This window comes from Pectobacterium araliae, assembly GCF_037076465.1.
Lineage (GTDB): Bacteria > Pseudomonadota > Gammaproteobacteria > Enterobacterales > Enterobacteriaceae > Pectobacterium > Pectobacterium araliae.
Map to the genome: position 1 here is coordinate 1,151,882 of NZ_AP028908.1, position 23,883 is coordinate 1,175,764.

General features: G+C 49.4%; 21 protein-coding genes. 11 read left to right on the forward strand and 10 right to left on the reverse strand.

The window, feature by feature from the left end; genetic code table 11:
* Positions 1-203: 203 nt before the first annotated feature.
* A complete protein-coding gene (gene thiI, locus AACH44_RS05140) occupies positions 204-1,652 on the forward strand; it encodes a tRNA uracil 4-sulfurtransferase ThiI (protein WP_261848106.1) in 1,449 nt (482 codons plus the stop codon).
* Between the two features lie 35 nt (positions 1,653-1,687).
* On the opposite strand, the gene yajL is transcribed toward thiI, so the two are convergent.
* Together yajL and panE are read right to left on the reverse strand one after the other, a co-directional pair.
* Positions 1,688-2,278 (reverse strand): protein deglycase YajL, encoded by a 591-nt coding sequence (gene yajL / locus AACH44_RS05145; protein ID WP_261848107.1) that lies wholly within the window; start codon positions 2,276-2,278, stop codon positions 1,688-1,690.
* A complete protein-coding gene (gene panE / locus AACH44_RS05150) occupies positions 2,241-3,149 on the reverse strand; it encodes a 2-dehydropantoate 2-reductase (protein ID WP_261848108.1) in 909 nt (302 codons plus the stop codon). The genes yajL and panE overlap by 38 nt, the downstream gene beginning before the upstream one ends.
* A 188-nt stretch (positions 3,150-3,337) precedes the next feature.
* On the opposite strand from panE, the gene AACH44_RS05155 reads away from it, so the two are divergent.
* A complete protein-coding gene (locus tag AACH44_RS05155) occupies positions 3,338-3,829 on the forward strand; it encodes a YajQ family cyclic di-GMP-binding protein (protein WP_261848109.1) in 492 nt (163 codons plus the stop codon).
* 59 nt (positions 3,830-3,888) lie between these two features.
* Here AACH44_RS05155 and AACH44_RS05160 read toward each other — a convergent pair whose 3' ends face one another.
* The 8 genes from AACH44_RS05160 to AACH44_RS05195 form a co-directional block, all read right to left on the reverse strand.
* On the reverse strand, positions 3,889-5,253 hold the full coding sequence (locus AACH44_RS05160) for an MFS transporter (RefSeq protein ID WP_261848110.1): 1,365 nt from the start codon (positions 5,251-5,253) through the stop codon (positions 3,889-3,891).
* Positions 5,254-5,437: 184 nt separating this feature from the next.
* Positions 5,438-6,328, reverse strand: a complete 891-nt coding sequence (gene cyoE, locus AACH44_RS05165; protein WP_261848111.1) for a heme o synthase — start codon at positions 6,326-6,328, stop codon at positions 5,438-5,440.
* Positions 6,329-6,342: 14 nt separating this feature from the next.
* Positions 6,343-6,675, reverse strand: coding sequence for a cytochrome o ubiquinol oxidase subunit IV (locus AACH44_RS05170; protein WP_261848112.1), 333 nt, complete (start codon positions 6,673-6,675; stop codon positions 6,343-6,345).
* Complete coding sequence (locus AACH44_RS05175) at positions 6,675-7,289, reverse strand: cytochrome o ubiquinol oxidase subunit III (RefSeq protein ID WP_015839340.1); 615 nt, start codon at positions 7,287-7,289, stop codon at positions 6,675-6,677. Before AACH44_RS05175 ends, AACH44_RS05170 begins: the two co-directional genes overlap by 1 nt.
* Positions 7,279-9,270 carry a cytochrome o ubiquinol oxidase subunit I gene (gene cyoB, locus AACH44_RS05180; RefSeq protein ID WP_261848113.1) on the reverse strand — a complete coding sequence of 664 codons (1,992 nt, stop codon included), beginning with the start codon at positions 9,268-9,270 and terminating at the stop codon, positions 7,279-7,281. The genes AACH44_RS05175 and cyoB overlap by 11 nt, the downstream gene beginning before the upstream one ends.
* 4 nt (positions 9,271-9,274) lie before the next feature.
* Entirely contained in the window at positions 9,275-10,237 is a 963-nt protein-coding gene (cyoA, locus tag AACH44_RS05185; RefSeq protein ID WP_048259130.1) for a cytochrome o ubiquinol oxidase subunit II, read from the reverse strand.
* A gap of 423 nt (positions 10,238-10,660) precedes the next feature.
* Complete coding sequence (ampG, locus tag AACH44_RS05190) at positions 10,661-12,148, reverse strand: muropeptide MFS transporter AmpG (protein WP_261848114.1); 1,488 nt, start codon at positions 12,146-12,148, stop codon at positions 10,661-10,663.
* Positions 12,149-12,207: 59 nt separating this feature from the next.
* On the reverse strand, positions 12,208-12,786 hold the full coding sequence (locus AACH44_RS05195; protein WP_261848115.1) for a lipoprotein: 579 nt from the start codon (positions 12,784-12,786) through the stop codon (positions 12,208-12,210).
* 325 nt (positions 12,787-13,111) lie between these two features.
* Between AACH44_RS05195 and bolA the strand changes: the two genes are divergently transcribed.
* The 9 genes from bolA (at position 13,112) to AACH44_RS05240 (ending at position 23,864) form a co-directional block, all read left to right on the forward strand.
* Positions 13,112-13,426, forward strand: a complete 315-nt coding sequence (bolA, locus tag AACH44_RS05200) for a transcriptional regulator BolA (RefSeq protein WP_261848116.1) — start codon at positions 13,112-13,114, stop codon at positions 13,424-13,426.
* Positions 13,427-13,744: 318 nt separating this feature from the next.
* Positions 13,745-15,049: a trigger factor gene (gene tig / locus AACH44_RS05205; protein WP_338659518.1), complete on the forward strand. Its 1,305-nt coding sequence runs from the start codon at positions 13,745-13,747 to the stop codon at positions 15,047-15,049.
* Positions 15,050-15,571: 522 nt separating this feature from the next.
* The gene (gene clpP / locus AACH44_RS05210; protein ID WP_014700831.1) at positions 15,572-16,195 is read left to right on the forward strand and encodes an ATP-dependent Clp endopeptidase proteolytic subunit ClpP; all 624 of its coding nucleotides are present in this window, start codon (positions 15,572-15,574) and stop codon (positions 16,193-16,195) included.
* A gap of 162 nt (positions 16,196-16,357) precedes the next feature.
* The gene (gene clpX / locus AACH44_RS05215) at positions 16,358-17,632 is read left to right on the forward strand and encodes an ATP-dependent protease ATP-binding subunit ClpX (RefSeq protein ID WP_215483110.1); all 1,275 of its coding nucleotides are present in this window, start codon (positions 16,358-16,360) and stop codon (positions 17,630-17,632) included.
* A gap of 188 nt (positions 17,633-17,820) precedes the next feature.
* On the forward strand, positions 17,821-20,202 hold the full coding sequence (gene lon, locus AACH44_RS05220) for an endopeptidase La (protein WP_261848118.1): 2,382 nt from the start codon (positions 17,821-17,823) through the stop codon (positions 20,200-20,202).
* Positions 20,203-20,399: 197 nt separating this feature from the next.
* On the forward strand, positions 20,400-20,672 hold the full coding sequence (gene hupB, locus AACH44_RS05225; protein ID WP_005976031.1) for a nucleoid-associated protein HU-beta: 273 nt from the start codon (positions 20,400-20,402) through the stop codon (positions 20,670-20,672).
* A 269-nt stretch (positions 20,673-20,941) separates the two neighbouring features.
* A complete protein-coding gene (ppiD, locus tag AACH44_RS05230; RefSeq protein WP_261848119.1) occupies positions 20,942-22,822 on the forward strand; it encodes a peptidylprolyl isomerase in 1,881 nt (626 codons plus the stop codon).
* Positions 22,823-22,960: 138 nt separating this feature from the next.
* Positions 22,961-23,326, forward strand: a complete 366-nt coding sequence (locus AACH44_RS05235) for a helix-hairpin-helix domain-containing protein (protein WP_261848120.1) — start codon at positions 22,961-22,963, stop codon at positions 23,324-23,326.
* A 139-nt stretch (positions 23,327-23,465) separates the two neighbouring features.
* On the forward strand, positions 23,466-23,864 hold the full coding sequence (locus tag AACH44_RS05240) for an acyl-CoA thioesterase (protein WP_261848121.1): 399 nt from the start codon (positions 23,466-23,468) through the stop codon (positions 23,862-23,864).
* The last annotated feature ends 19 nt before the right edge of the window (positions 23,865-23,883 follow it).

Consider the following 23,883-nt stretch of genomic DNA (forward strand, 5'->3'; position numbering starts at 1 on the left):
CGTGGTATCGCGTTTAGTCATCTATGGATGGCGTGACGATTATACGGTTAAAACGCACAGTATATCTGCATATAATGATATACTCCGCGCCCTGGATGCTATTGGTAAAATCATCTCTGTTCTGGCTGATTTTACCGATAACGTGATTTTAGTGCTCAGGGTAAATTTATTTACACCTGTCTGACCAAGTAACGACAGCCACCATGAAGTTTATCATTAAATTGTTCCCGGAAATCACCATCAAGAGCCAATCTGTGCGGTTGCGCTTTATCAAGATTCTAACCGGAAACATTCGCAACGTATTAAAACACTATGATGAAACGCTGGCGGTTGTCCGTCACTGGGATCATATCGAAGTTCGGGCCAAAGATGAAAACCAGCGTGGCACGATTCGTGATGCGCTGACGAGAATTCCGGGTATCCACCATATTCTGGAAGTTGAAGATCACGCCTATACCGACGTGCACAACATCTTTGAACAGGCGTTGGCGCTCTATCGTGAACGGCTGGAAGGCAAGACGTTTTGTGTACGAGTAAAACGCCGTGGTAAGCATGAGTTTAGTTCACAGGACGTGGAACGCTATGTTGGCGGTGGGCTGAATCAGCACATTGAAACGGCGCGGGTCAATCTCACGGCACCGCAGGTCACGGTCCATCTGGAAATCGAGCAGGATCGTCTGCTGCTGATTAAAGGTCGTTATGAAGGGATTGGCGGCTATCCGATCGGTACGCAGGAAGATGTTCTGTCACTCATTTCTGGCGGTTTCGATTCCGGTGTATCCAGCTATATGTTGATGCGCCGAGGATGCCGCGTGCATTACTGTTTTTTCAATCTTGGCGGTGCGGCACACGAGATTGGTGTGAAGCAGGTGGCACACTATCTGTGGAACCGATTTGGTAGTTCGCATCGGGTGCGTTTTATTGCTATCGATTTCGAACCCGTTGTTGGTGAAATTCTGGAGAAGGTCGACGACGGCCAGATGGGCGTCGTGCTGAAGCGTATGATGGTGCGTGCGGCATCAAAAATGGCTGAGCGCTACGGTGTTCAGGCGTTGGTGACCGGTGAAGCGTTAGGGCAGGTGTCCAGCCAGACGCTGACTAACCTGCGTTTGATCGATAACGCCTCTGATACCCTGATTTTGCGCCCGCTGATTTCTCATGATAAAGAGCATATTATCAAACAGGCTCGCGAGTTGGGGACGGAAGATTTCGCCAAAACGATGCCGGAATATTGTGGTGTGATCTCCAAAAGCCCGACGGTGAAGGCGGTAAAAGCGAAGATCGAGGCCGAAGAAGGCCACTTTGACTTTGCTATCCTGGATCGTGTGGTGAGTGAAGCGCGGAATATTGATATCCGTGAGATCGCCGAGCAGACCAGACAAGACGTGGTTGAAGTAGAAACGGTCGCGTCGTTTGCGCCAACTGACGTGCTGCTGGATATCCGTGCGCCGGATGAACAAGATGATAAACCACTTCAACTGGATCAGGTCGAAATCAAATCCTTACCGTTCTACAAACTGGGTACGCAGTTCGGCGATTTGGATCAGAGCAAAACCTACCTGCTTTACTGCGAGCGTGGCGTGATGAGCCGCTTGCAGGCGCTGTACCTGCGTGAGCAAGGTTTCAGTAATGTGAAGGTATACCGTCCGTAATCTGAAAAGGCGCACAAGCGCCTTTTTCGTCAGTCTTAATCGCGGTAGTTATGAATTCCCGGCGGCAGGATAAGCTGCTCAGCAACCTCGGCCGCTTTTTCTTTCCCTAGTAGTAAATCGATGATCTTTAGTGCGAAATCCATACTGGTGCCCGGCCCTTGTGTGGTGAGTAGGTTCACGCGTGGATCGTAGACGACACGTTTTTCCATCCATTTTTCTGGTGCAATCTTATCCTTGAACGCAGGATAGCCCGTCATGTTTCCCACGGGGAACAGCTGATGATATTCAAGCACCAGCGCCGGTGTCGCGCACATTGCGGCGACAATTCTTCCTTCCAAATGCGTTTGTCGAATACATTCCACCAGAATTGGGCTATCGCGGAAGCACTCCGCACCTTTCAAGCCACCCGGTAGCACCAGCACATCGAAAGGCCGATCGGCAATGGTAGCCAGTGGAGCATCCGCCAGTAGCCTTACCCCGCGTGAACAGACGATTTCAAGGTTGCCATCGCTGGCTACGCTGGCAAGCGTTACCTGAATGCCCGCACGGACAAGCAGGTCTATAGTCGTGACGGCCTCAATTTCTTCACTACCAGGCGCCAGACACACCAGTGCCGATACGGTCATAATCATTTTCCTTTTGCTTAATGTAGTCAAATAGACGGGCATTTTCGGGGAGCGTCAGGCCATGGAGACGCGCACGGTGCAGCAAATACCCGGTAATGTAGTCAATTTCGGTATGTCGCTGAGCGATGATGTCCTGCAACATCGATGAGGTGTTTGCCGCGGTGTTCTGAATAATTTGATTAACGTAGAGCAGCAGGTTATCTCGTGATGTATGGAAGCCTTCCCGCTCCATGACGCTGGTCACTTCCTGACAAAGTGGTGCGATTAGCTCTGGATAGGCGGCAAGTTCGCCATTGGTGCAGTGATATTTCACCGTGAGCGGATTGATGATGCAGTTCGCTGCCAGTTTCAGCCAGCAAGTTGCGCTGATATTGCTGTGCCAGGCGACATCCGGTAAGGCTTGATGGAGTATTTCAGCTAAATGACTTTGGCTACTGTCCCCGTTAAACGTACCTATGTGCGTGGTGCCTGCGGCAACGTGTACAACGTTGGTGGCGTCGCGCCGTGCGGCATGGGTGGTGACGCCGAGCACCAATGGTTGCAGTAATCGCGGTAATTCTTCCTGTGTACCCATGCCGTTATGTAATAGCAGAATCGTGCACTGCGGGTTGAGTTGGGGCAATAGGATGGTAACGGCATCGGAAACCTGCCAGGCTTTTAGCGTGACCAGCAGCAACTCGCTCTGGGCAAGATGATCGGGATCGTTAGCCGTCAGGTTAAGATTACAGTGCTGGCCGTCCAGCAGGGTGACATTGACCGCACAATACGGTTGCGGAATGCGTAGCCATCCCTGGACATCATGCCCTTGCTGATGCAACGCTGCGAGCCAAAGTTGCCCCAGCGCGCCACAGCCAAGAACAGTGATTTTCATGTGCGTCTCCCTTATTTGATACGGGTACTGTCGATCTCCTATCACAGGCCATCATTCACACCATAATTTTGTGTTATTCGGCCTGCTTACCTGATACCGCGTAAAAATCGAGATCGTGTCTGGCATCTTGCTTATCGCAGAAGAGCGGTTATTATGCTCGCCAGCCAAATTTGTCAGGAGAGCGAATTATGCCATCTTTCGATATTGTTTCGGAAATTGATATGCAGGAAGTCCGTAACGCGGTGGAAAATGCGACGCGCGATCTGAGCACCCGTTGGGATTTTCGCAATGTTCCGGCCAGCTTTGAACTGAATGAGAAATCACAAAGCATCAAAGTGGCCAGCGAGTCTGATTTTCAGGTACAACAGCTGGTTGATATTCTGCGCGAAAAGCTGGTTAAGCGGGGTATTGAAGGCGGTGCGCTGGAGATCCCAGACGAAATGGAACACAGCGGAAAAACGTACAGCGTGGAAGCGAAGCTGAAGCAAGGTATTGAAACGACGCTGGCGAAGCAAATCATCAAGCTGATTAAAGACAGTAAACTGAAAGTACAGGCGCAGATTCAAGGGGAACAGGTTCGCGTCACTGGGAAATCACGTGATGATTTACAGGGTGTGATGGCGTTGATTCGTGGTGGAAATTTGGGACAGCCGTTCCAGTTTACTAACTTCCGCGATTGAGACTTTTCGTTCCACGCTGATGAACAATAAGGCCAGCGAACGCTGGCCTTTTGCTTAACTCAAACTTGACCTGCTACTTGTTCTAGCTGTTGCCGATTGGTCTTTTTGTTGTCGATCTTCACATAGGCGCTGTACTCATCCGGCACGATAACCACTTCAGCAACGCCGGGCTGGGTACGAATTCTCTGTTCTAACTCACTATCCTGCAAGGCTAAATCGGTCAGCGAGATTCTCAGACTACTGAGATAGGGCGGTTCCTGCATGGTGACGCTGAGGAATAGCCAGATAGCTGCAATGGCTGCGCCAGCCATAAACACGACAGATGCGCCATAAAGCTCAAACAGCCCGCCACCAAGACTCCCGCCAATTGCTACACCGATAAACTGTGTGGTGGAGTAAACACCCATTGCGGTGCCTTTGTATCCCGCAGGCGATTCTTTGCTGATTAACGACGGTAACAGTGCCTCCATGACGTTGAAAGCCAGGAAGAACAGCTGTACACCGATGATAATTTGCCAGAGGTGGTTACCTGCATCCCACAGGACGATTTCTGCGGCAATTAATACCACAATGCAGCCGATGAAAACCTGTTTCATCCGCCTTTTCACTTCGGCATAGATAATGAAGGGGACGACACCGGCAAAGGAGACCAGCATGGTGACGAGATAAACTTTCCAGTGATCCTGCGGTTCTAACCCTGCGGATTCCATTGCGCGGGGTAGGGCAACGAAGCTCGACATCAATAAAATATGCAGGCACATAATGCCGATATTTAGTTTAAGCAGGCGGCTATTACCGAGCACCTTGCGGAAACTGCCACGTACCATCGCTGATTCTCGATTCAGAACGTGTGCTGGCGCGGAAGGAATCAACGTCAGCGTGATAGCAATGCCTGCGAGTGATAGAACGGCGATGCCCCAGAAGAGCGCCTGTAAGCCGAAAGCGTGAGTAACAATGGGGCCAATGACCATGGCAATAGCAAAGGTAACGCCGAAGCTCACGCCGATAAACGCCATCGCTTTGGTTCGGTTCTGTTCACGCGTCAGGTCGGAAAGCAGCGCCATGACGGCGGCGGAGATGGCACCCGCGCCTTGCAATGCTCGGCCAAGAATAATGCCCCAAATCGAGTCACTCAGTGCAGCGATGACGCTACCAAGTGCAAAAACTAGTAGCCCCCCGACGATCAGCGGTTTTCTGCCGATGCGATCGGAGACTAAGCCGAAGGGGATCTGGAAAATAGCCTGCATCAAGCCATAGATACCAATCGCAATCCCGATCAGCGCTTCACTGGCACCTTGTAATGCCATACCGTAGGTGGTCAGAACGGGCAACACCATGAACATGCCAAGCATGCGTAGTGAAAAAACGGCACCCAAGCCCCATGTGGCGCGTAATTCGCCTGGGGTCATTTTATTATCGTTCATTCATTACCTCTGAAAACAATTGGCGCTATTTTAGTGCGTTATTGGCCAAACAGTAAACGGTAGGTTTGTTACGTGATTTGGCGGGAGAAAACACAGGGGAAGGTATAAAAACGCAGGACGCACGTCATAAAAAACAGGCGGACGAGCCACCTGTTTTTCTTAATGCATAAAACGCAGCTTGTGGTTAACGCAGGTAGGTCAGCAGAGCTTCATGCGCTGGCGCCATGGAATCCACAGACATCATCACGCTCAGTGAGGTAATCGCGACGATGGAGAAAACGAACAGCTTTCTTGCCCATATGCGGTCATCAATCGCGTTTTTATAACCTGACAACGCCATACCTAACCACCATACGCTAACTGCTGCGGCAACGATCAGGTATTTGTAGCCAGCATAACCGCCGAGAGACAGCATCAATGTTGCTACCGCAAACGCGACGATATAGAGCGTGATGTGGTTTTTCGCAACGGAGATACCTTTCACGACAGGCAGTACCGGGATATTAGCCGCTTGATAATCCTTGAAGCGGAAAATCGCGATCGCGTAGGAATGCGGCATCTGCCACAGGCTAAAGATCAACAGTAGAATCAACGCACCAGCGTCGAATTGATTGCTGACAGCGCAGTAACCAATAACCGGTGGTGCCGCGCCGGACAGGCTGCCAATCAGCGTGCCATAAACAGAGTGCCGCTTCATGTACAGGCTATATACACCGACATACACAACGAAACCCATCACCGCCAGCCACATCGCCAGCGGATTAGCCGCGATGTACAGCAGAGCAAAGCCCGCAATACCTAACAGCGATGCGTAAACCAGCGTTACCTTCAGCGAAATCAGTCCTTTTACCAGAACCCGATTTTTGGTTCTCTCCATTTTCTTGTCGATGTCGCGGTCAATGACGTTGTTAAACACGCAGCCAGACGCAACGACTAACGACACACCCACGAGTGTGGCGAGAAACAAGGGATAATCAATGCGGCCTTGGGCCGCAAGGAGAAACCCACCGATAACGGAAATCAGATTTCCGAAAATAATTCCTGGTTTAGTAACTTGCAGGTATTGCTTAATCATCTTTTACGGCTCTGTTACTGGATCATCATATTGTGGTGTGCGCTCATCATAATCCAGATGGAGCCCACGACGACAATCGCGATAATCAGGACGGCAAACACAAGAGCCACCACGTTCCAGCGCTCTTCTGAGGACGTATTCAGGTGCAGGAAGTACACCAGATGCACCAGAATTTGAACCACTGCACATCCCACCACGGTGAAAAGAATGGCGTTATGCGATACAGTGCCGCTCATGACCATACTGAAAGGAATGACTGTCAGAATAACAGACAGAACAAAACCTATCACATATGACTTAACGCTACCGTGGCTGGCACCTGAATGATCGGTAGTTGAATGACTCATTAGATTGCCCCCAGCAGATAAACAACGGTGAAGACACAAATCCACACCACGTCAAGGAAGTGCCAGAACAGGCTCAGACACATCAGACGCGTTTTGTTGGTTGCAGTCAGGCCACGTTTGGACACCTGAATCATCATGATGACCAACCAGATCAGACCGCCCGTTACGTGCAGTCCGTGAGTCCCGACCAGCGCGAAGAAGGCAGACAGGAACGCGCTGCGATCCGGGCCGTAGCCTTCAACGATCAGGTGATGGAATTCATAGATTTCCATCCCGATAAACACCAGACCGAACAAGAAGGTCACACCCAACCAGGCATTCACCTGAGATTTGTTGCCCTTGTTCATGGCGATCATTGCCATGCCGTAGGTAATACTACTGAACAACAGCGCAAAGGTTTCTACCAGCACGAAGGGCAGTTGGAAAATGTCCTTTCCGCTTGGGCCACCTGCTGTACCGTTAACCAATACTGCATAGGTCGCGAACAGTGACCCGAAAATGATCAGGTCGCTCATCAGGTAGACCCAGAAGCCAAATACCTTATTGGCGCCTGTGTCGTGGTGCCCATGCTCGGCATGGGCGGTATTGTGGTTAGTCAGAGTTTCAGTTGACATGTTTCACGCCTGCCTTACTGAGTTGATCAAAATTCTGATTCTCAATTTGCTCAATTTCTTTAACTGGCACGTAGTAATCCACGTCCTCATTAAAGCTATGCACAATCCAGGTCACAATCATGCCTGCGAAGCCGACGATGGCCAGCCACCAGATATGCCAGATCATAGCAAAACCGAATACCAGGCTGAATGCAGAGATAATCACACCAGCGCCGGTATTCTTCGGCATGTGAATCTCTTCATAGCTGGCAGGGCGCTTGTAAGCTTCACCTTTCTCTTTCGCTTCCCAGAAAGCATCACGCTCGTCAACATGTGGCACGATAGCGAAGTTGTAGAACGGCGCAGGAGAAGACGTTGCCCACTCCAGCGTGCGTCCACCCCATGGGTCGCCCGTCAGATCGCGGTTCTGGTCACGGTCACGGATACTGACGTAGAACTGGATAACCTGGCACAGTACGCCGATACCGATTAATACTGCACCGATGGAAGCCACAACCAACAAGGCGTGGAACTCAGGGTTGATTTGCTGGCTCAGACGACGCGTCATGCCCATGAAGCCGAGAATGTATAGCGGCATAAAGGCAACGAAGAAGCCGATAATCCAGAACCAGAACGCGCGTTTACCCCACGTTTCGTTCAGGGTGAAACCAAAGGCTTTCGGGAACCAGTAAGTAATACCCGCGAAGCAACCAAACACCACGCCGCCGATGATCACGTTATGGAAGTGAGCAATCAGGAACAAACTGTTGTGTAGAACGAAGTTCGCGCCTGGTACGGCCAGCAGTACCCCTGTCATCCCACCGATGGTGAAGGTGATGATGAAGCCCGTCGTCCACAGCATCGTGGAGTGAGACTGAATACGACCTTGATACATGGTGAACAGCCAGTTGAAGATTTTAACCCCGGTCGGGATTGAAATAATCATGGTGGCTATACCAAAGAAGGCGTTGACGTTCGCGCCGGACCCCATGGTAAAGAAGTGGTGCAGCCAAACGATGAACGACAGAACCGTAATCGCAATGGTTGCCCATACCAATGAGGTGTAGCCAAACAGACGTTTTTTACAGAAGGTAGCAACCACTTCGGAGTAAACACCGAATATCGGCAGCACCAGAATGTAAACCTCAGGATGACCCCATGCCCAAATCAGGTTGATGTACATCATCATGTTGCCACCCATATCATTGGTAAAGAAATGGGTACCGAGGTAACGGTCAAGCGTCAGCAACGCAATGGTAACGGTCAATATCGGGAATGCGGCAATGATCAGCACGTTGGTACACAGCGCTGTCCAGGTAAATACCGGCATTTTCATCAGCGTCATGCCTGGCGCACGCATCTTCAGAATTGTCGCGAAGAAGTTAACCCCCGTCAGCGTGGTCCCTATACCGGATATCTGTAGACTCCATATCCAGTAATCGACCCCGACGCCGGGACTGTACTCCTTACCTGACAACGGCGGATAGGCTACCCAGCCAGTTTGCGCGAATTCACCCACCCCAAGAGAGAGGTTGATCAAGACAACACCAGCCACAAAAAACCAGAAGCTGAGGGAGTTCAGGAAGGGGAAAGCAACGTCACGCGCACCGATCTGCAAGGGAACCGCAAGGTTCATCAAGCCAACAACGAACGGGGTCGCCACAAAGAAGATCATGATGACACCGTGCGCGGTGAAGATCTGATCGTAGTGGTGAGCGTTGAGGAAGCCCTCTTGCCCGGCAGAGGCAAGAACCTGCTGACCGCGCATCATAATGGCATCGGCAAAGCCACGTATCATCATCACCAAACCGACGATGATGTACATGATACCGATTTTTTTGTGGTCGACAGAGGTGAACCATTCGGCCCACAGCCATTTCCACTTACCGAAATAAGTTATTGCTGCCAGCAGCGCAAGGCCACCAACGATGATCGCCGCCACGGTGACCATAATGATGGGTTCGTGGTACGGAACCGCATCGAGTGTAAGTTTTCCGAACATCGTATTATCCCTCGGCTCCTTTGTGCGAGCTATGCTCGCCCATGTTCATACCCTCACCGTGTTGCATGTTTTCATCGGGCTTCATGCCTTCACCATGATGTTGCATGTTCATGTCGTTGCCTATGAATTTGCGAATAATATTATTGAACAAATCCGGCTGGACACTGGAGAAGTATTCGACAGGATGGAATTCACTTGGCTTAGCCAACGTATTGAATTCATCCATAGTATTCAGTGTTTTGGCGGACGCACGAACGTTCGCAACCCACTGATCGAATTCCTGTTGGGTTGGTGTGGCAATTGCAGTGAACTTCATACCAGAGAAGCCTTTACCACTATAGCCGCCAGAGATACCGTCATATTTGCCCGGTTCGTTAGCGATTAAGTGGAGCTTCGTCTGCATTCCAGCCATGGCGTAAATCTGTCCGCCAAGACGAGGGATGAAGAAGGAGTTCATCACGGAGTCGGATGTGATCTTGAATGCAACAGGCACATTGGCAGGGAAAGCCAATTCGTTAACCGTAGCAATACCAAGGTCTGGGTAAACAAACAGCCATTTCCAGTCAAGCGAAACCACTTCGACATTGATAGGCTTGACGTCTGATACCAGCGGCTTGTACGGATCAAGCGAGTGAGTCGTCTTCCAGGTAATGGTGCCAAGAATAACGATAATGATAATTGGTACAGTCCAAACTACGGCTTCTATCTTGTTGGAGTGTGACCAGTTCGGGGTATATTTTGCCTTTTCATTGGAAGCACGAAACTTCCAGGCAAAAGCTATCGTCATAACGATAACGGGAATCACAACGATCAACATCAGCCCGATGGCAGTCAGTATTAGCGATCTTTGTTCTAACCCGATCTCTCCTTTGGGGTTCATCAGCGCCATATCGCAACCGCTCAGTAGAACAGTGGCTGCAAATAAAGACAGCATCCCAAAAATTTTATTGTATTTCTTGAGTCTCATCTAGCGACCTCAATAACAAGGGCTCTATTGTCATTTCATGCGAGCGGGCATTTTACGGGAAGGTTACTGCACTGTAAACATGATTAAGGTTATGTCAGCCGATTGTTGCTGTTTTTTGCCCTTAATGTCACAAAGATAGCCAAAATAAAAATGATATTTAAAAACAGCAAATTAAATGGCTACCCAGATGAGAGTATGGATGGATAATAAGAAATTACAACGTACCGTAACGCTTATTTTCTATTTTTAGTTTGCAGGGAATTTTTCCCAATCTGTGTTTTTGATAACGAATGAAATTCGTTCTGGAGAGATTTTACGAGAAAATAAAATCCCCTCTAGCAAGATAATTATGAAAAAAATAATTAAATAAAGGAATGGGGTAATTGGTTAAGGCAGCAGGAGGCGCTGCCTTAACCAATATCGTTAGTGTACGGACGGCTTAGATGCACGTCTGAGCGACAGATAGTCCAGTAGGCTACCGAAGAAAATGCCCAACAGCGCGAGCGCACAGCCTGCGGCGAGCAGGTATTCCGCTAACCGCGGCAATGAAGACCATTCTAGCGCGTTACTGATGAGCAGGATGAGCCACAATGCCAGCAAGATCACACCCAATCCCAGCACGTGTAGAGCTTTCTTGTAATAATTCTGGAAGTTTGTGCGTAACTGAAAGGTGTCTGTTTTCTGGGTAAATTCCAGCGTCTCACGGCAAATCATCAAGATCGCCAGACCCGGTAATGCAGCAAAAATTGAGAACAGATAGAACCATGCCCAGCCGTAGGATTCGACAAACCAGCCTGCGATAGGGCCAACGTAAACCCGTCCGACGGCGGCAAGGGCAGAAAGCAGGGCAAACTGTGTGGCGGAGAATGACTTATTACACAATGTCATCAGCAGGGCGACAAATGCTGCCGTTCCCATCCCGCCACAGAGATTTTCCAGAAAAACCGCGCTGGCCATCGTGAACAGACTTTTGTCTGTGATAGCCAAGAGCCAGTACCCTGCATTGGAAACGGCTTGAAGGATGCCAAATAGCATCAGCGCTCTGAACAATGAGAGCCGTTGCATCAGTAATCCGCCATAAATTGCGCCGACAATGGTGGCGAAGAGTCCAAGGGTTTTGTTAACCAGCCCAACATCGCCAGCATTGAAGCCAACGCCGCGTATCAGGAAGGTTGTCGTCAGGCTGATCGCAAAAGCATCACCGAGTTTGTATAACACAATCAACAGAAGAATGAGCCAGGCGTTGTTGCGTTCGAAGAAATCGCGCAGTGGGGCAACAATGGCTTGTTCCATACTGCGCGGCGCGGGCTGACTATTCAGTGGTTCTGGAGCTAATAGGGTAGCAAATACACCGATCAGCATTAATCCGGCCATTAGCCAATAGGTTGACTGCCAGCCGAGGTAGCGATCGGCCATCCACAGTGCTAAGCCGCCAGAAACCAGCATGGCAACCCGATAGCCTAATACCGAAGTGGCCGCCCCCGTGCCGCGTTCTTCAGCGGGAAGTAGATCCGTTTTATAGGCATCAAAAACAATATCTTGAGACGCGGAGCAAAACGCGACCAGAACCGCTAGCGCAGCTAGCCACCAGAGATCGCGTGCCGGGTTCATAAATCCCATACCAATGATCGCAGCAATCAGCAGAAGTTGGCTGAGAATCAGCCAGCCACGGCGTCGGCCAAGAAACGGTGGGGTGTAGCGGTCCATCAGGGGAGACCACAGAAACTTGAATACGTAGGCTTGACCCACCAAAGAAAAGAAACCAATGGTTTTTAGATCGACATTTTCGACGGTCATCCAGGCTTGCAATGTGCCTGATGTCAATGCCAGTGGTAAACCGGAAGCGAAGCCAAGCAACAGCATAAAAAGCGAATTACGTTGGCTGAACAAAGCAATGATGCGACTAAACATGAAGAGTCCTTTCCCTTGCCCCGAGAGAAATCAGGAGCAAGGGAAGCGGCGTGCGGAAATTAACGAGCGTTTTCTTTGACGAAGCTACTTACGCTGGTGTCTTGCGCCATATCGTTGATGACATCGCCTAACACGGTGTTAACCGCATCGGTGATTTTTTCGTTGCTCGCAGTGAAAGCGCCCTGAACATTATAGGTTGAGCGGTAGTTTTTCACCTGTTTGTTGCCATTTGCTGCCTGAGAAATAATTGAGATATCTGCTTTGGTCGTGATGTTGTAGCGCAGGTTACCTTCGGAGACATCGGCATACAGATGGTTAACCACAATCTGCAAGGCGACTGGGCCGCCAGTGCCGATCATATAGCCACGCGCGGTCATTTGTTTTTCCAGCGCTTCTTGCAGTAGGAAACGCAGATCGCGGGAAGGTGTCAGCGTAAGCAGTTGACCGTCGCGATTCACTTTTGCCAAAGCCTGATCGGCACGCTGGTCTGCACCGTTGATGCTAATCGTTACGCCCATCAGCGTCGGATCCTGAGACGGCAGGCCAATTTTTGGGGTGATGTTCAGCGTGTTACTTTTTGCTGCACACCCGGCAAGCAGAATGACGGTCAGAAGAGGGAAAAATAATTTTTTTAACATTCGTATTTTCTCAGTAATGATTTAGTGTGGTGAGCTGACAAATATTGTTGATATCATATCATCGCCACTGGCAGGAAAAAGAGCAGATAGTAGGTAAATTGTCCTGAAACTCATCTTTTTCATGCTTTTGACATGAAAAAACGTTTTATCACATCAGGCTCGTCGATGACATATCAACCTGTTGCGAACATTTTTCTTCCTTTATATGCCGTCTTTTTGCGCACTTCAGTTTGAAAAAACGCTAAGGTTATAATGATTCGGGCATCGGTGAATGACAGTCATGTCGCGTTGATATCAATTTTCCCCAAGCTGAAAGGGTAGCCGTATGATGCGTGAAACAATAGAAGAAAAGCTGCGTGTGGGGTTTGAACCCGCCCACTTAGAGGTGATTGATGAAAGTTATCGTCACAACGTGCCTGCGGGAGCGGAAAGCCATTTTAAAGTTGTGCTGGTTAGCGATAAATTCATGGGCGAACGCGTGATTGGGCGACACCGTTCGGTCTATGCCGTATTAGCTGCGGAACTGGCAGGCTCCGTACACGCCTTAGCGCTACATACATACACGTCAAAAGAGTGGACCAGTTTGCAAAACGCGGTCCCTTCCTCACCCCCCTGTGGTGGCGCAGGCATCCTCTCTTAAGCCATGAATATGACCCGTTCCTGACATAATCGGAGCGGGTTACTGACAAAAGTGTGAATCTGTTGCTGTAATAGTCTGCCCGCCGTTCTCGACTCATCCTCTCTATATCGCTATAATGCGGCGTCTATTTTTCCTGAATGTATTCGGGACGCTTCTGACTACAAGGACGGGGGTTGGCAATTTCCCGGTTCTGCAGGGTTGATTCGGGCTGTGCGCCTTGGTGCTAGCCGTCTGAATTCATCTTGCTGTCGTGAGAGTTTTTCGTCGCGAGAATAGTTTTGGGGTTGACCGATCACTGTGATTTTTTGAGGTAACAAGATGCAAGTTTCAGTTGAAACCACTCAAGGTCTGGGACGTCGCGTAACGATTACCGTTGCTGCTGACATCATTGAGAGTGCGGTGAAGAGCGAGCTGGTCAACGCGGCCAAAAAAGTACGTATTGACGGTTTTCGTAAAGGCAAAGTGCCGATGAATGTTGTTGCTCAGCGTTACGGTGCCTCTGTGCGTCAGGACGTATTGGGTGATCTGATGCAGCGCAACTTTGTTGACGCTATCATCAAAGAAAAAATTAATCCGGTTGGCGCGCCTAACTATATCCCTGGCGAATACGCTGTCGGTGGCGACTTCACTTACTCTGTTGAGTTTGACGTGTATCCAGAAGTCGAGCTGAAAGGTCTGGAAGCTATCGAAGTTGAAAAACCGGTTGTTGAAGTGACTGACGCTGACGTTGATACCATGCTGGACACGCTGCGTAAGCAACAGGCTACCTGGAAAGAAACTGACCGCGCTGCGACGGCTGAAGACCGTGCCACTATCGATTTCACTGGCTCTATCGACGGTGAAGTCTTCGAAGGCGGAGAAGCGTCCGACTTCGTTCTGGCCATGGGTCAGAATCGCATGATCCCAGGCTTTGAAGATGGCATCGTTGGGCACAAAGCGGGCGAAGAATTCACTATCAACGTGAACTTCCCTGAAGATTACCACGCTGAAAATCTGAAAGGAAAAGCGGCTCAGTTCGCTATCGTCCTGAAGAAAGTTGAAGAGCGTGAGCTGCCTGAACTGACTGAAGAATTTATCAAGCGTTTCGGCGTGGCTGATGGTTCTCAGGAAGGTCTGCGTGCTGAAGTCCGTAAAAATATGGAACGTGAGCTGAAAGGCGCGGTGCGTAACCGTGTGAAAACTCAGGTTCTGGACGGTCTGATCAACGCAAATGAAATCGACGTGCCTGTTGCATTGATCGATGGCGAAATTGATGTTCTGCGCCGTCAGGCTGCACAGCGTTTTGGCGGCAACGAGAAGCAAGCGCTGGAATTACCGCGTGAGTTGTTCGAAGAACAAGCTAAACGCCGCGTTGTTATCGGTTTGCTGCTGGGCGAAGTGATCAGCACTAATGAGCTGAAAGCTGATGAAACGCGTGTTAATGCACTGATCGAAGAAATGGCTTCTGCTTACGAAGATCCGCAGGAAGTTATCGAGTTCTACGGCAAAAACAAAGAGTTGTTGAACAACATGCGTAACGTTGCGTTGGAAGAACAAGCGGTAGAAACGGTTCTTGCTAAAGCGAAAGTTGTTGAAAAATCAGTAAGTTTCAACGAATTGATGAACCAAACGGCTACAGCATAAGCCTTGTTGATATCAACATTGTTTATTGTGTAGCGGGGATGCTTCCCTATCAAAAGCCCGTGCCTTATGGCGCGGGCTTTTTGCTTATAGCGTTCTGATACTGATGATTAGCGTTTGGACGCTATGCTATCTCCGGTTTCCTGTCAGAGAAAGCCCAAGGCATGATTGCCTGAAATTGCACTATTATTAACCTGAGTGAAAAATTTATTAGGTCAGGCAAAGGGTTAAACTACAGATTTACTGTGCCGATAACGTGTTAATAATAAAATATTTGGCGCTTTAATACAGTGCGATTGATAGTGTAAGCTTGAAATACAATGTATGTGCCCCCACTCATTTGAAGAGGAAAAGCTGGCACAGCAGCAGGTAAAGATTATCGGCGGTTGGGTTGTTCAACAGAGGCTCAGGGACGGATAGGGCAGGGTTCCATAGTCATCCCCCTCTATCTCTAGTAGAATTGAGTAATACAATGATTGAACGACGCAATAAGAGTGCCGGACGCATTTTATCTAGGAGACGTGAATGTCATACAGTGGCGAACAAGAAAGACAAGCACCTCATATGGCGTTAGTGCCGATGGTGGTTGAACAGACCTCACGTGGGGAACGTTCTTACGATATCTATTCCCGTCTGCTAAAAGAACGGATAATCTTCCTGACTGGTCAGGTGGAAGATCATATGGCGAATCTGGTTGTGGCACAGATGCTGTTTCTGGAAGCCGAAAACCCAGAAAAAGACATTTATCTGTACATTAACTCGCCAGGTGGCGTTATTACGGCGGGTATGTCTATTTATGACACCATGCAGTTTATCAAGCCGGATGTCAGCACGATCTGTATGGGGCAGGCTTGTTCAATGGGCGCTTTCCTGTTGACGGCTGGCGCAAAAGGCAAACGTATTTGCTTGCCTAACTCGCGCGTCATGATTCACCAGCCGTTGGGTGGTTTCCAAGGGCAGGCAACGGATATTGAAATTCATGCCAAAGAAATACTGAAAGTGAAAGCCAAAATGAATGAGCTGATGGCGAAGCACACGGGGCAACCTCTTGAAGCGATAGAGAGAGACACTGAGCGCGATCGTTTCCTCTCCGCAAGTGAGGCGGTAGAATACGGTTTAGTAGACTCCGTATTCACTAATCGTGGGTGATAATTCGCCATAGTAGCGGTCTGGTGTGGCTAAAAATCAGTGTTCGACCGATAGTCTGTTGTGCGGGGTTGTTTTACGCGTATTGGCTATAAGTATCGGCGTTCGTTGTAGCGGTATCGCTGTGGTTGGCCTGCGGGCAAAAGACGAAAAGAGGTTTGACTCATGACAGATAAGCGCAAAGACGGTTCAGGAAAGCTACTGTACTGCTCTTTTTGCGGCAAAAGCCAGCATGAAGTGCGTAAGCTGATTGCCGGGCCGTCGGTGTATATCTGCGATGAATGTGTTGACTTGTGTAACGACATTATTCGCGAAGAAATTAAAGAAGTAGCGCCCCACCGTGAGCGCAGTGCGTTGCCGACGCCGCACGAAATTCGCCGCCACCTTGACGATTATGTCATTGGTCAAGAGCAGGCCAAGAAGGTGTTGGCCGTTGCGGTCTATAACCACTATAAACGCTTGCGTAATGGTGACAGCAGCAACGGGATCGAACTGGGTAAAAGTAACATTCTGCTGATTGGTCCGACAGGGAGTGGTAAAACGCTGCTGGCCGAAACGCTGGCACGCTTCCTGGATGTTCCATTCACCATGGCGGATGCGACCACGCTGACTGAAGCGGGTTACGTCGGTGAAGACGTTGAAAACATCATTCAGAAGCTGTTGCAGAAGTGCGATTACGATGTGCAGAAAGCACAGCGTGGTATTGTCTATATCGATGAAATCGACAAGATTTCTCGTAAGTCAGATAATCCGTCGATCACCCGTGATGTGTCGGGTGAAGGCGTGCAGCAGGCATTGCTGAAACTGATCGAAGGAACCATTGCCGCAGTTCCACCGCAGGGTGGCCGTAAGCATCCGCAGCAGGAGTTCTTGCAGGTTGATACCTCCAAGATCCTCTTCATCTGTGGTGGTGCATTTGCAGGTCTGGACAAAGTGATCGAGCAACGTACCGATACGGGACGCGGTATTGGCTTCAATGCGACGGTTAAAGGATCCGCTGAAAAAGCGACTGAAGGTGAACTGTTAAGCCATGTTGAGCCGGGTGATTTGATCAAATTTGGTTTGATTCCTGAGTTTATTGGACGTCTGCCGGTTGTCGCAACGCTGAGAGAATTGAGCGAAGACGCATTAATTCAGATTCTGCGTGAGCCGAAGAATGCACTGACCAAACAGTATCAAGCACTGTTCAATCTGGAAGGCGTTGAGCTGGAATTCCGCGATGAAGCACTGACGGCGATTGCGAAGAAAGCGATGGTGCGTAAGACCGGTGCACGTGGTTTGCGTTCTATTGTTGAAGCCGCATTGCTGGAAACGATGTACGACCTGCCGTCGCTGGAAAGTGTGGATAAAGTTGTTATCGACGAATCCGTGATTGCTGGACAATCGGAACCATTATTAATCTATGGCAAGCCAGAGACACAGCAGGCTTCCGGCGAATAATTAATCAATTTGGCAGTATCAAAAAATAAAAATGGGGGATTTATCCCCCATTTGTTTTTTACGTATGCTGGTCGTTGAATGTGAGACATTTATCCCCATATACTCAAATACCTATTTGATGAAACCGTGAAAACCGCGTTTCACGAGATTCCCATAACCTGGCGGAAACGAAACTAAGAGAGAGCTCTATGAACCCTGAGCGTTCCGAACGCATAGAAATCCCCGTATTGCCCTTGCGCGATGTGGTGGTTTATCCGCACATGGTCATTCCGTTGTTTGTTGGTCGGGAGAAATCGATTCGGTGCCTTGAAGCCGCAATGGATCATGACAAGAAGATCATGCTGGTGGCACAGAAAGAAGCTTCAACGGATGAGCCAAGTATTAACGATCTTTTCTCGGTAGGGACGGTAGCCTCAATTCTTCAAATGCTGAAACTGCCCGATGGTACGGTAAAAGTGCTGGTTGAGGGGTTACAGCGTGCGCGTATTACGACGCTATCTGATAGCGGTGAGCACTTCGCTGCACACGCCGAATATCTTGATTCTCCGGCGATTGACGAGCGCGAGCAGGAAGTGCTTATGCGTACGGCGATCAATCAGTTTGAGGGATACATCAAACTGAATAAGAAGATCCCGCCGGAAGTGCTGACATCGCTGAACAGTATTGATGATGCTGCGCGTTTAGCGGATACCATTGCTGCGCACATGCCGCTGAAATTGGCCGATAAGCAGTCTGTACTTGAAATGTTCGATATTACTGAACGTTTGGAGTACCTGATGGCGATGATGGAATCTGAAATCGACCTGTTACAGGTAGAAAAACGAATCCGCGGCCGTGTTAAGAAGCAAATGGAAAAAAGCCAGCGTGAGTACTATCTGAATGAGCAAATGAAAGCTATTCAGAAAGAGCTGGGCGAGATGGATGACGCACCGGATGAACACGAAGCGTTAAAGCGTAAGATTGAAGCGGCAAAAATGCCGAAAGACGCGCGTGAAAAAGCCGAAGCTGAATTACAAAAACTGAAGATGATGTCGCCAATGTCTGCGGAAGCGACAGTGGTGCGTAGCTATATCGACTGGATGGTGCAGGTGCCATGGAATGCGCGCAGCAAAGTGAAGAAAGATTTGCTGAAAGCGCAGGAAATGCTGGATACCGACCATTATGGTCTGGATCGCGTCAAAGAACGCATCCTTGAATATCTCGCCGTACAGAGTCGTGTCAGCAAAATCAGAGGACCTATTCTGTGTCTGGTGGGGCCTCCTGGTGTGGGTAAAACGTCGCTCGGTCAGTCTATTGCCAAAGCGACCGGCCGCCAGTATGTGCGCATGGCGCTGGGTGGCGTGCGTGACGAAGCGGAGATCCGCGGGCATCGCCGTACTTATATCGGCTCCATGCCGGGCAAACTGATCCAGAAAATGGCGAAAGTCGGGGTGAAAAACCCGCTATTCCTGCTGGATGAGATCGACAAGATGTCTTCCGACATGCGTGGCGATCCTGCTTCTGCCTTGCTGGAAGTGCTCGATCCTGAGCAGAACGTGGCGTTTAACGATCACTATTTGGAAGTCGATTACGATCTGTCCGATGTGATGTTTGTTGCCACGTCTAACTCCATGAACATCCCAGCACCGTTGCTTGACCGTATGGAAGTTATTCGTCTTTCCGGCTATACCGAAGATGAAAAACTGAATATTGCCAAACAGCATCTGCTGCCGAAACAGATCGAACGTAACGCGCTGAAAAATGGCGAACTGTCGGTAGAAGACAGTGCGATTGTTGGCATTATCCGTTATTACACCCGTGAAGCGGGTGTGCGTAGCCTTGAGCGTGAAATCTCCAAGCTGTGCCGTAAAGCAGTAAAAACGCTGCTGATGGATAAATCGACTAAGCATATCCAGATTTCGGGCGATAACCTTAAGGATTTCCTTGGGGTACAGCGTTTTGACTATGGCCGTGCGGACGATGAAAATCGCGTAGGGCAGGTGACGGGGCTGGCCTGGACAGAAGTCGGTGGCGATCTATTGACGATTGAAACCGCCTGCGTTCCGGGCAAAGGTAAGTTGACTTATACCGGTTCGCTGGGTGAAGTCATGCAGGAGTCGATTCAAGCTGCGCTTACTGTGGTTCGTGCCAGAGCGGAAAAATTAGGCATCAATGCTGATTTTTATGAGAAACGTGATATCCACGTTCACGTTCCAGAAGGTGCGACGCCGAAAGATGGGCCAAGTGCGGGTATTGCTATGTGTACCGCGCTAGTTTCTTGTCTGACAGGAAATCCGGTGCGTGCTGATGTGGCAATGACGGGTGAAATTACTCTGCGTGGCTTGGTGCTTCCGATCGGTGGTCTGAAAGAGAAACTGCTGGCTGCACACCGTGGTGGAATCAAGACGGTATTGATCCCGGATGATAACAAACGCGATCTGGAAGATATTCCACAGAACGTGATTGCCGATCTGGAAATTCATCCGGTGAAACGTATCGAGGAAGTGTTGGCGTTAGCGTTGCTGAATGCGCCTTCTGGCATCCAGGTGGTCTCGACCCCTAAAGCCAGAGCCAAGGCCAAGGCAAAATAGTGACCTGTCGCAAAAACCCTTGAGAAAATCAGGGCTGGTGAGTGAAATCGTGCTTGCCAGCTTTTTTTTGTACCGCTAAGTTAGAGCACTGTTAGTTTTAGCCGTAACTGGCTAAGCATGACAGTATTGATAATAAATTACGTGTCGCGTCTTGGGATATTGAAGCGCGATAAGAGAATTCCAGAGGGGATGACAGAGTGAACAAGTCACAATTGATCGACAAAATTGCCGCAGATGCTGATATTTCCAAAGCGGCAGCAGGGCGTGTGTTAGATGCAATTATTGGTTCCGTTACCGAATCCCTGAAAGAAGGGGATGATGTTGCTTTGGTTGGTTTTGGTACTTTCTCAGTGCGTGAACGTGCTGCTCGTACCGGCCGTAACCCGCAAACGGGTAAGGAAATCAGTATCCCTGCGGCAAAAGTACCAGGATTCCGTGCTGGTAAAACGCTGAAAGACGCCGTTAACTGATTATTACGTCACAGGTTTGGCTGATAACCACTTTGGGTGCCAAACAATACCTGACGCAATGATATTGGTAAGGTAAGATACGAGGCGCATCATTTTGTGATGTGCCTTTTATTTATATAGGATTTTACATACCCGACACATGGCAGAACGTGGCGGGCAATAAGCTTAAGTGCGCCCTAGCCTTGTATTGGGCTATAGCAATCGCAAGGATGCAGGCTTCGGCCAGCGCAGGGAGTTTTATCCATTCTACAGCGGAGTGTTGTCACATTATGATGGACAATTTACGTACGGCCGCGAATAACGTCGTGCTCAAAATTATTCTTGCTTTGATCATCGCATCATTCGTTTTAACTGGCGTTGGTGATTATCTTATTGGTGGTTCAGGAGATTACGCTGCAAAGGTGAACGGGCAGGAAATTACCCGTGGACAGCTTGAGCAAGCGGTACAAAACGAACGCAGTCGTCAGCAGGAAACCCTGGGTGAGAATTTCTCTATCCTGGCGAGTAATGACGGTTACATGCAGCAATTGCGCAAGCAGGCACTCTCCCAACTCATTGATGAAACCTTGCTGGATCAGTATGCCAATAAGCTGGGATTGAACATCAGTGATGAGCAAATCAGACAGGCAATCTTTGACGTTCCTGCGTTTCAGACAAACAACCGTTTTGATAATGAAAAATATCTGGATCAGGTTCGCCGCCTTGGCGTAACGCCAGAGATGTATGCTCAAATGCTGCGTAAGCAATTGACTTCACAACAGTTGATTCGTGGTTTTGGCAACACCGCATTCCTGCTGCCGCAGGAGATTGATAACCTGGTGAAACTGGCTGCACAAGATCGCGTTGTTCGTGTGGCGACGATTGATGTCGCAGCCAAGGCGAAAACCCAGACGGTCGCTGATGATGAAGTCCTGAGTTATTACGATCAAAACAAAGGGCGTTTCATCGCACCAGAAGAATTTAAGGTCAGCTATATCACGCTGGATGCGGCAAGTATCATGGACGGTGTGAAAGTGGATGATAAAGCCATCAATGATTTCTACGAACAGAACAAGAACGACTATTCTCAACCCGAACGCAAGAAATTCAGCGTCATTCAGGTGAAGAATGAGGCCGATGCAACGTCTGTTCTGGAGGCGCTGAAGCAAGGTGGTGATTTCGCGACGCTGGCGAAAGAAAAATCAACGGACGTTATCTCGCGCCGCAACGGTGGCGATCTGGGATGGATGGACGAAAGCAGCATGATTGATGAGCTTAAGCAGGCAAAACTGACGGAGAAAGGTCAGGTTTCCACAGCGATTAAATCCTCTGTTGGCTATCTGATTGTGCGTCTGGATGATGTTCAACCGCAGCTGGTCAAACCGTTGAGTGAAGTGAGTGCTGAGATCGCTGAGAAAGTGAAGCATGAGAAAGCACAGGATGGCTACTATGCGTTGCAACAAAAAGTCAGCGAAGCGGCCAGCAATGACAACGAATCTCTGGCTTCAGCAGAAGAAGCGGCTGGTGTGAAAGCCACGCAGACCGACTGGTTTACGCGTGAGCAGGTTCCTGCCGCGCTGAACTTCCAACCGGTAATGCAGGCCATCTTTAGCGGTGCGCTGCTGGGTGAAAACGGTGCCGCGGGCAACAACTCCGATGTAATTAACGTTGACGGTGACCGTGCTTTCGTTCTGCGCATCACTGAGCATAAGCCTGAAAGCACTCGCCCTCTGGATCAGGTGCGTACCGAGATCGTAGACGCGCTGAAGCGTCAGAAGGCTGAACAGCAGGCTCGTGTGGACGCTGAAAAAATTCTGGCTGAGCTGAAGCAAGGTAAAGATGATGCACTGAAAGCCGCAGGATTGCGCTTTGGTGAGGCAAAAACGCTGTCATCTATCTCTCAGGGCGATGCAACGGCCGAGACCATTTTTGCTATGCCGCATCCAGAGAAAGATAAACCATCTTATGCGATTACTCAGGATCAGGCTGGTAATGTCGTATTGGCTGCGCTGGATAGCGTGACGCCGCATCAACTCAATGATGAGCAGAAAACACAGTTTGCCAGCCAGGTTCAGCAAGGCTCTTTGGGCGCGCTGTTTGATTCTCTGCTGTCCAGCTTACGTAGTGAAGCGAAAATCAAGATGGGCAATGCGGCGCAAGAACAGCAATAAGCTCCGCAAAAATTTGCAAATCGTTGCAACAACCAAAGGCCGCTTTCGCGGCCTTTTCCACATTTAAATTCTGCTGTTTGCGGTGTTGATCGGTCTGCGGCAAGGTAGCCGTGCTGTCACACACAAGGAGGAAACAGCATGAAAAAATCAGGAATCAAAGCACTGTGCTTAATCATTGGGATGAGTTTGTCCGGGTTGCCGTTGCTGGGTCAGGCGGCACCTAAATCTGCCGACAGTACGGCGACAGCGGTGAAGTCTGCACCAGCAGATCAGAAAGCGGAAAAAGCAACGCTTCCTGATGGTGATGAGGATAAGGTAAGCATTAATGCAGCAAGCGCTGAGGATTTGGCTGAAATAATGAACGGTGTCGGCCTTAAAAAGGCGGAAGCGATCGTTAACTATCGTGAGCAAAATGGCCCTTTTACCCAGATCGATCAATTAACTGAAGTCCCGGGAATTGGAGCAGCGTTAGTTGAGCGTAATCTCTCTCGGTTAAAGCTGTAATGTTTTTAAAACCATGATGCTTTTAATACTGTGATATCAGTCGCAGCCCAGTTGAACGCTTTCTCTGGGCTGTGAACCTCTGCTAGGCTAATTATTAGGTCATACCAGTTGTCGGTTTCGTCACAGGAGCATCACCGCTATGCAGACTTTCATTACCGTTCGTGGTTATCACATTGATGTTTATCAGCACGTTAATAACGCGCGCTATTTGGAGTTTCTGGAAGAGGCGCGTTGGCAGTGGCTGGAAACGTTGCCCGCGTTTGGCTGGATGCAGCGTAACAATATTGCTTTCGTGGTGGTGAACATCAATATCAACTATCGCAAACCTGCCGTTCTCAGCGACGTGCTGCGTATTGATAGTGCGCTGCGACAACTGAATACGAAAAGTGGGGTGATCAGTCAGAAGATAACCCGAGTGTCTGATGACAGTGACGTGGTGGATGCCACACTGACGTTTGTCTGCATTGATTTATTGACGCAAAAAGCGCTGCCGCTGGAGGGAGAACTGCTGGAACACCTGGACGAAATTCGTCATTAACATCAAGCAGCAGGCCATC

Coding starts and splice junctions, on each gene's coding strand:
- thiI (WP_261848106.1), top strand. CDS start 204: ATGAAGTTTATCATTAAATTGTTCCCGGAAATCACCATCAAGAGCCAA.
- yajL (WP_261848107.1), bottom strand. CDS start 2,278: ATGACCGTATCGGCACTGGTGTGTCTGGCGCCTGGTAGTGAAGAAATT.
- panE (WP_261848108.1), bottom strand. CDS start 3,149: ATGAAAATCACTGTTCTTGGCTGTGGCGCGCTGGGGCAACTTTGGCTC.
- AACH44_RS05155 (WP_261848109.1), top strand. CDS start 3,338: ATGCCATCTTTCGATATTGTTTCGGAAATTGATATGCAGGAAGTCCGT.
- AACH44_RS05160 (WP_261848110.1), bottom strand. CDS start 5,253: ATGAACGATAATAAAATGACCCCAGGCGAATTACGCGCCACATGGGGC.
- cyoE (WP_261848111.1), bottom strand. CDS start 6,328: ATGATTAAGCAATACCTGCAAGTTACTAAACCAGGAATTATTTTCGGA.
- AACH44_RS05170 (WP_261848112.1), bottom strand. CDS start 6,675: ATGAGTCATTCAACTACCGATCATTCAGGTGCCAGCCACGGTAGCGTT.
- AACH44_RS05175 (WP_015839340.1), bottom strand. CDS start 7,289: ATGTCAACTGAAACTCTGACTAACCACAATACCGCCCATGCCGAGCAT.
- cyoB (WP_261848113.1), bottom strand. CDS start 9,270: ATGTTCGGAAAACTTACACTCGATGCGGTTCCGTACCACGAACCCATC.
- cyoA (WP_048259130.1), bottom strand. CDS start 10,237: ATGAGACTCAAGAAATACAATAAAATTTTTGGGATGCTGTCTTTATTT.
- ampG (WP_261848114.1), bottom strand. CDS start 12,148: ATGTTTAGTCGCATCATTGCTTTGTTCAGCCAACGTAATTCGCTTTTT.
- AACH44_RS05195 (WP_261848115.1), bottom strand. CDS start 12,786: ATGTTAAAAAAATTATTTTTCCCTCTTCTGACCGTCATTCTGCTTGCC.
- bolA (WP_261848116.1), top strand. CDS start 13,112: ATGATGCGTGAAACAATAGAAGAAAAGCTGCGTGTGGGGTTTGAACCC.
- tig (WP_338659518.1), top strand. CDS start 13,745: ATGCAAGTTTCAGTTGAAACCACTCAAGGTCTGGGACGTCGCGTAACG.
- clpP (WP_014700831.1), top strand. CDS start 15,572: ATGTCATACAGTGGCGAACAAGAAAGACAAGCACCTCATATGGCGTTA.
- clpX (WP_215483110.1), top strand. CDS start 16,358: ATGACAGATAAGCGCAAAGACGGTTCAGGAAAGCTACTGTACTGCTCT.
- lon (WP_261848118.1), top strand. CDS start 17,821: ATGAACCCTGAGCGTTCCGAACGCATAGAAATCCCCGTATTGCCCTTG.
- ppiD (WP_261848119.1), top strand. CDS start 20,942: ATGATGGACAATTTACGTACGGCCGCGAATAACGTCGTGCTCAAAATT.
- AACH44_RS05235 (WP_261848120.1), top strand. CDS start 22,961: ATGAAAAAATCAGGAATCAAAGCACTGTGCTTAATCATTGGGATGAGT.
- AACH44_RS05240 (WP_261848121.1), top strand. CDS start 23,466: ATGCAGACTTTCATTACCGTTCGTGGTTATCACATTGATGTTTATCAG.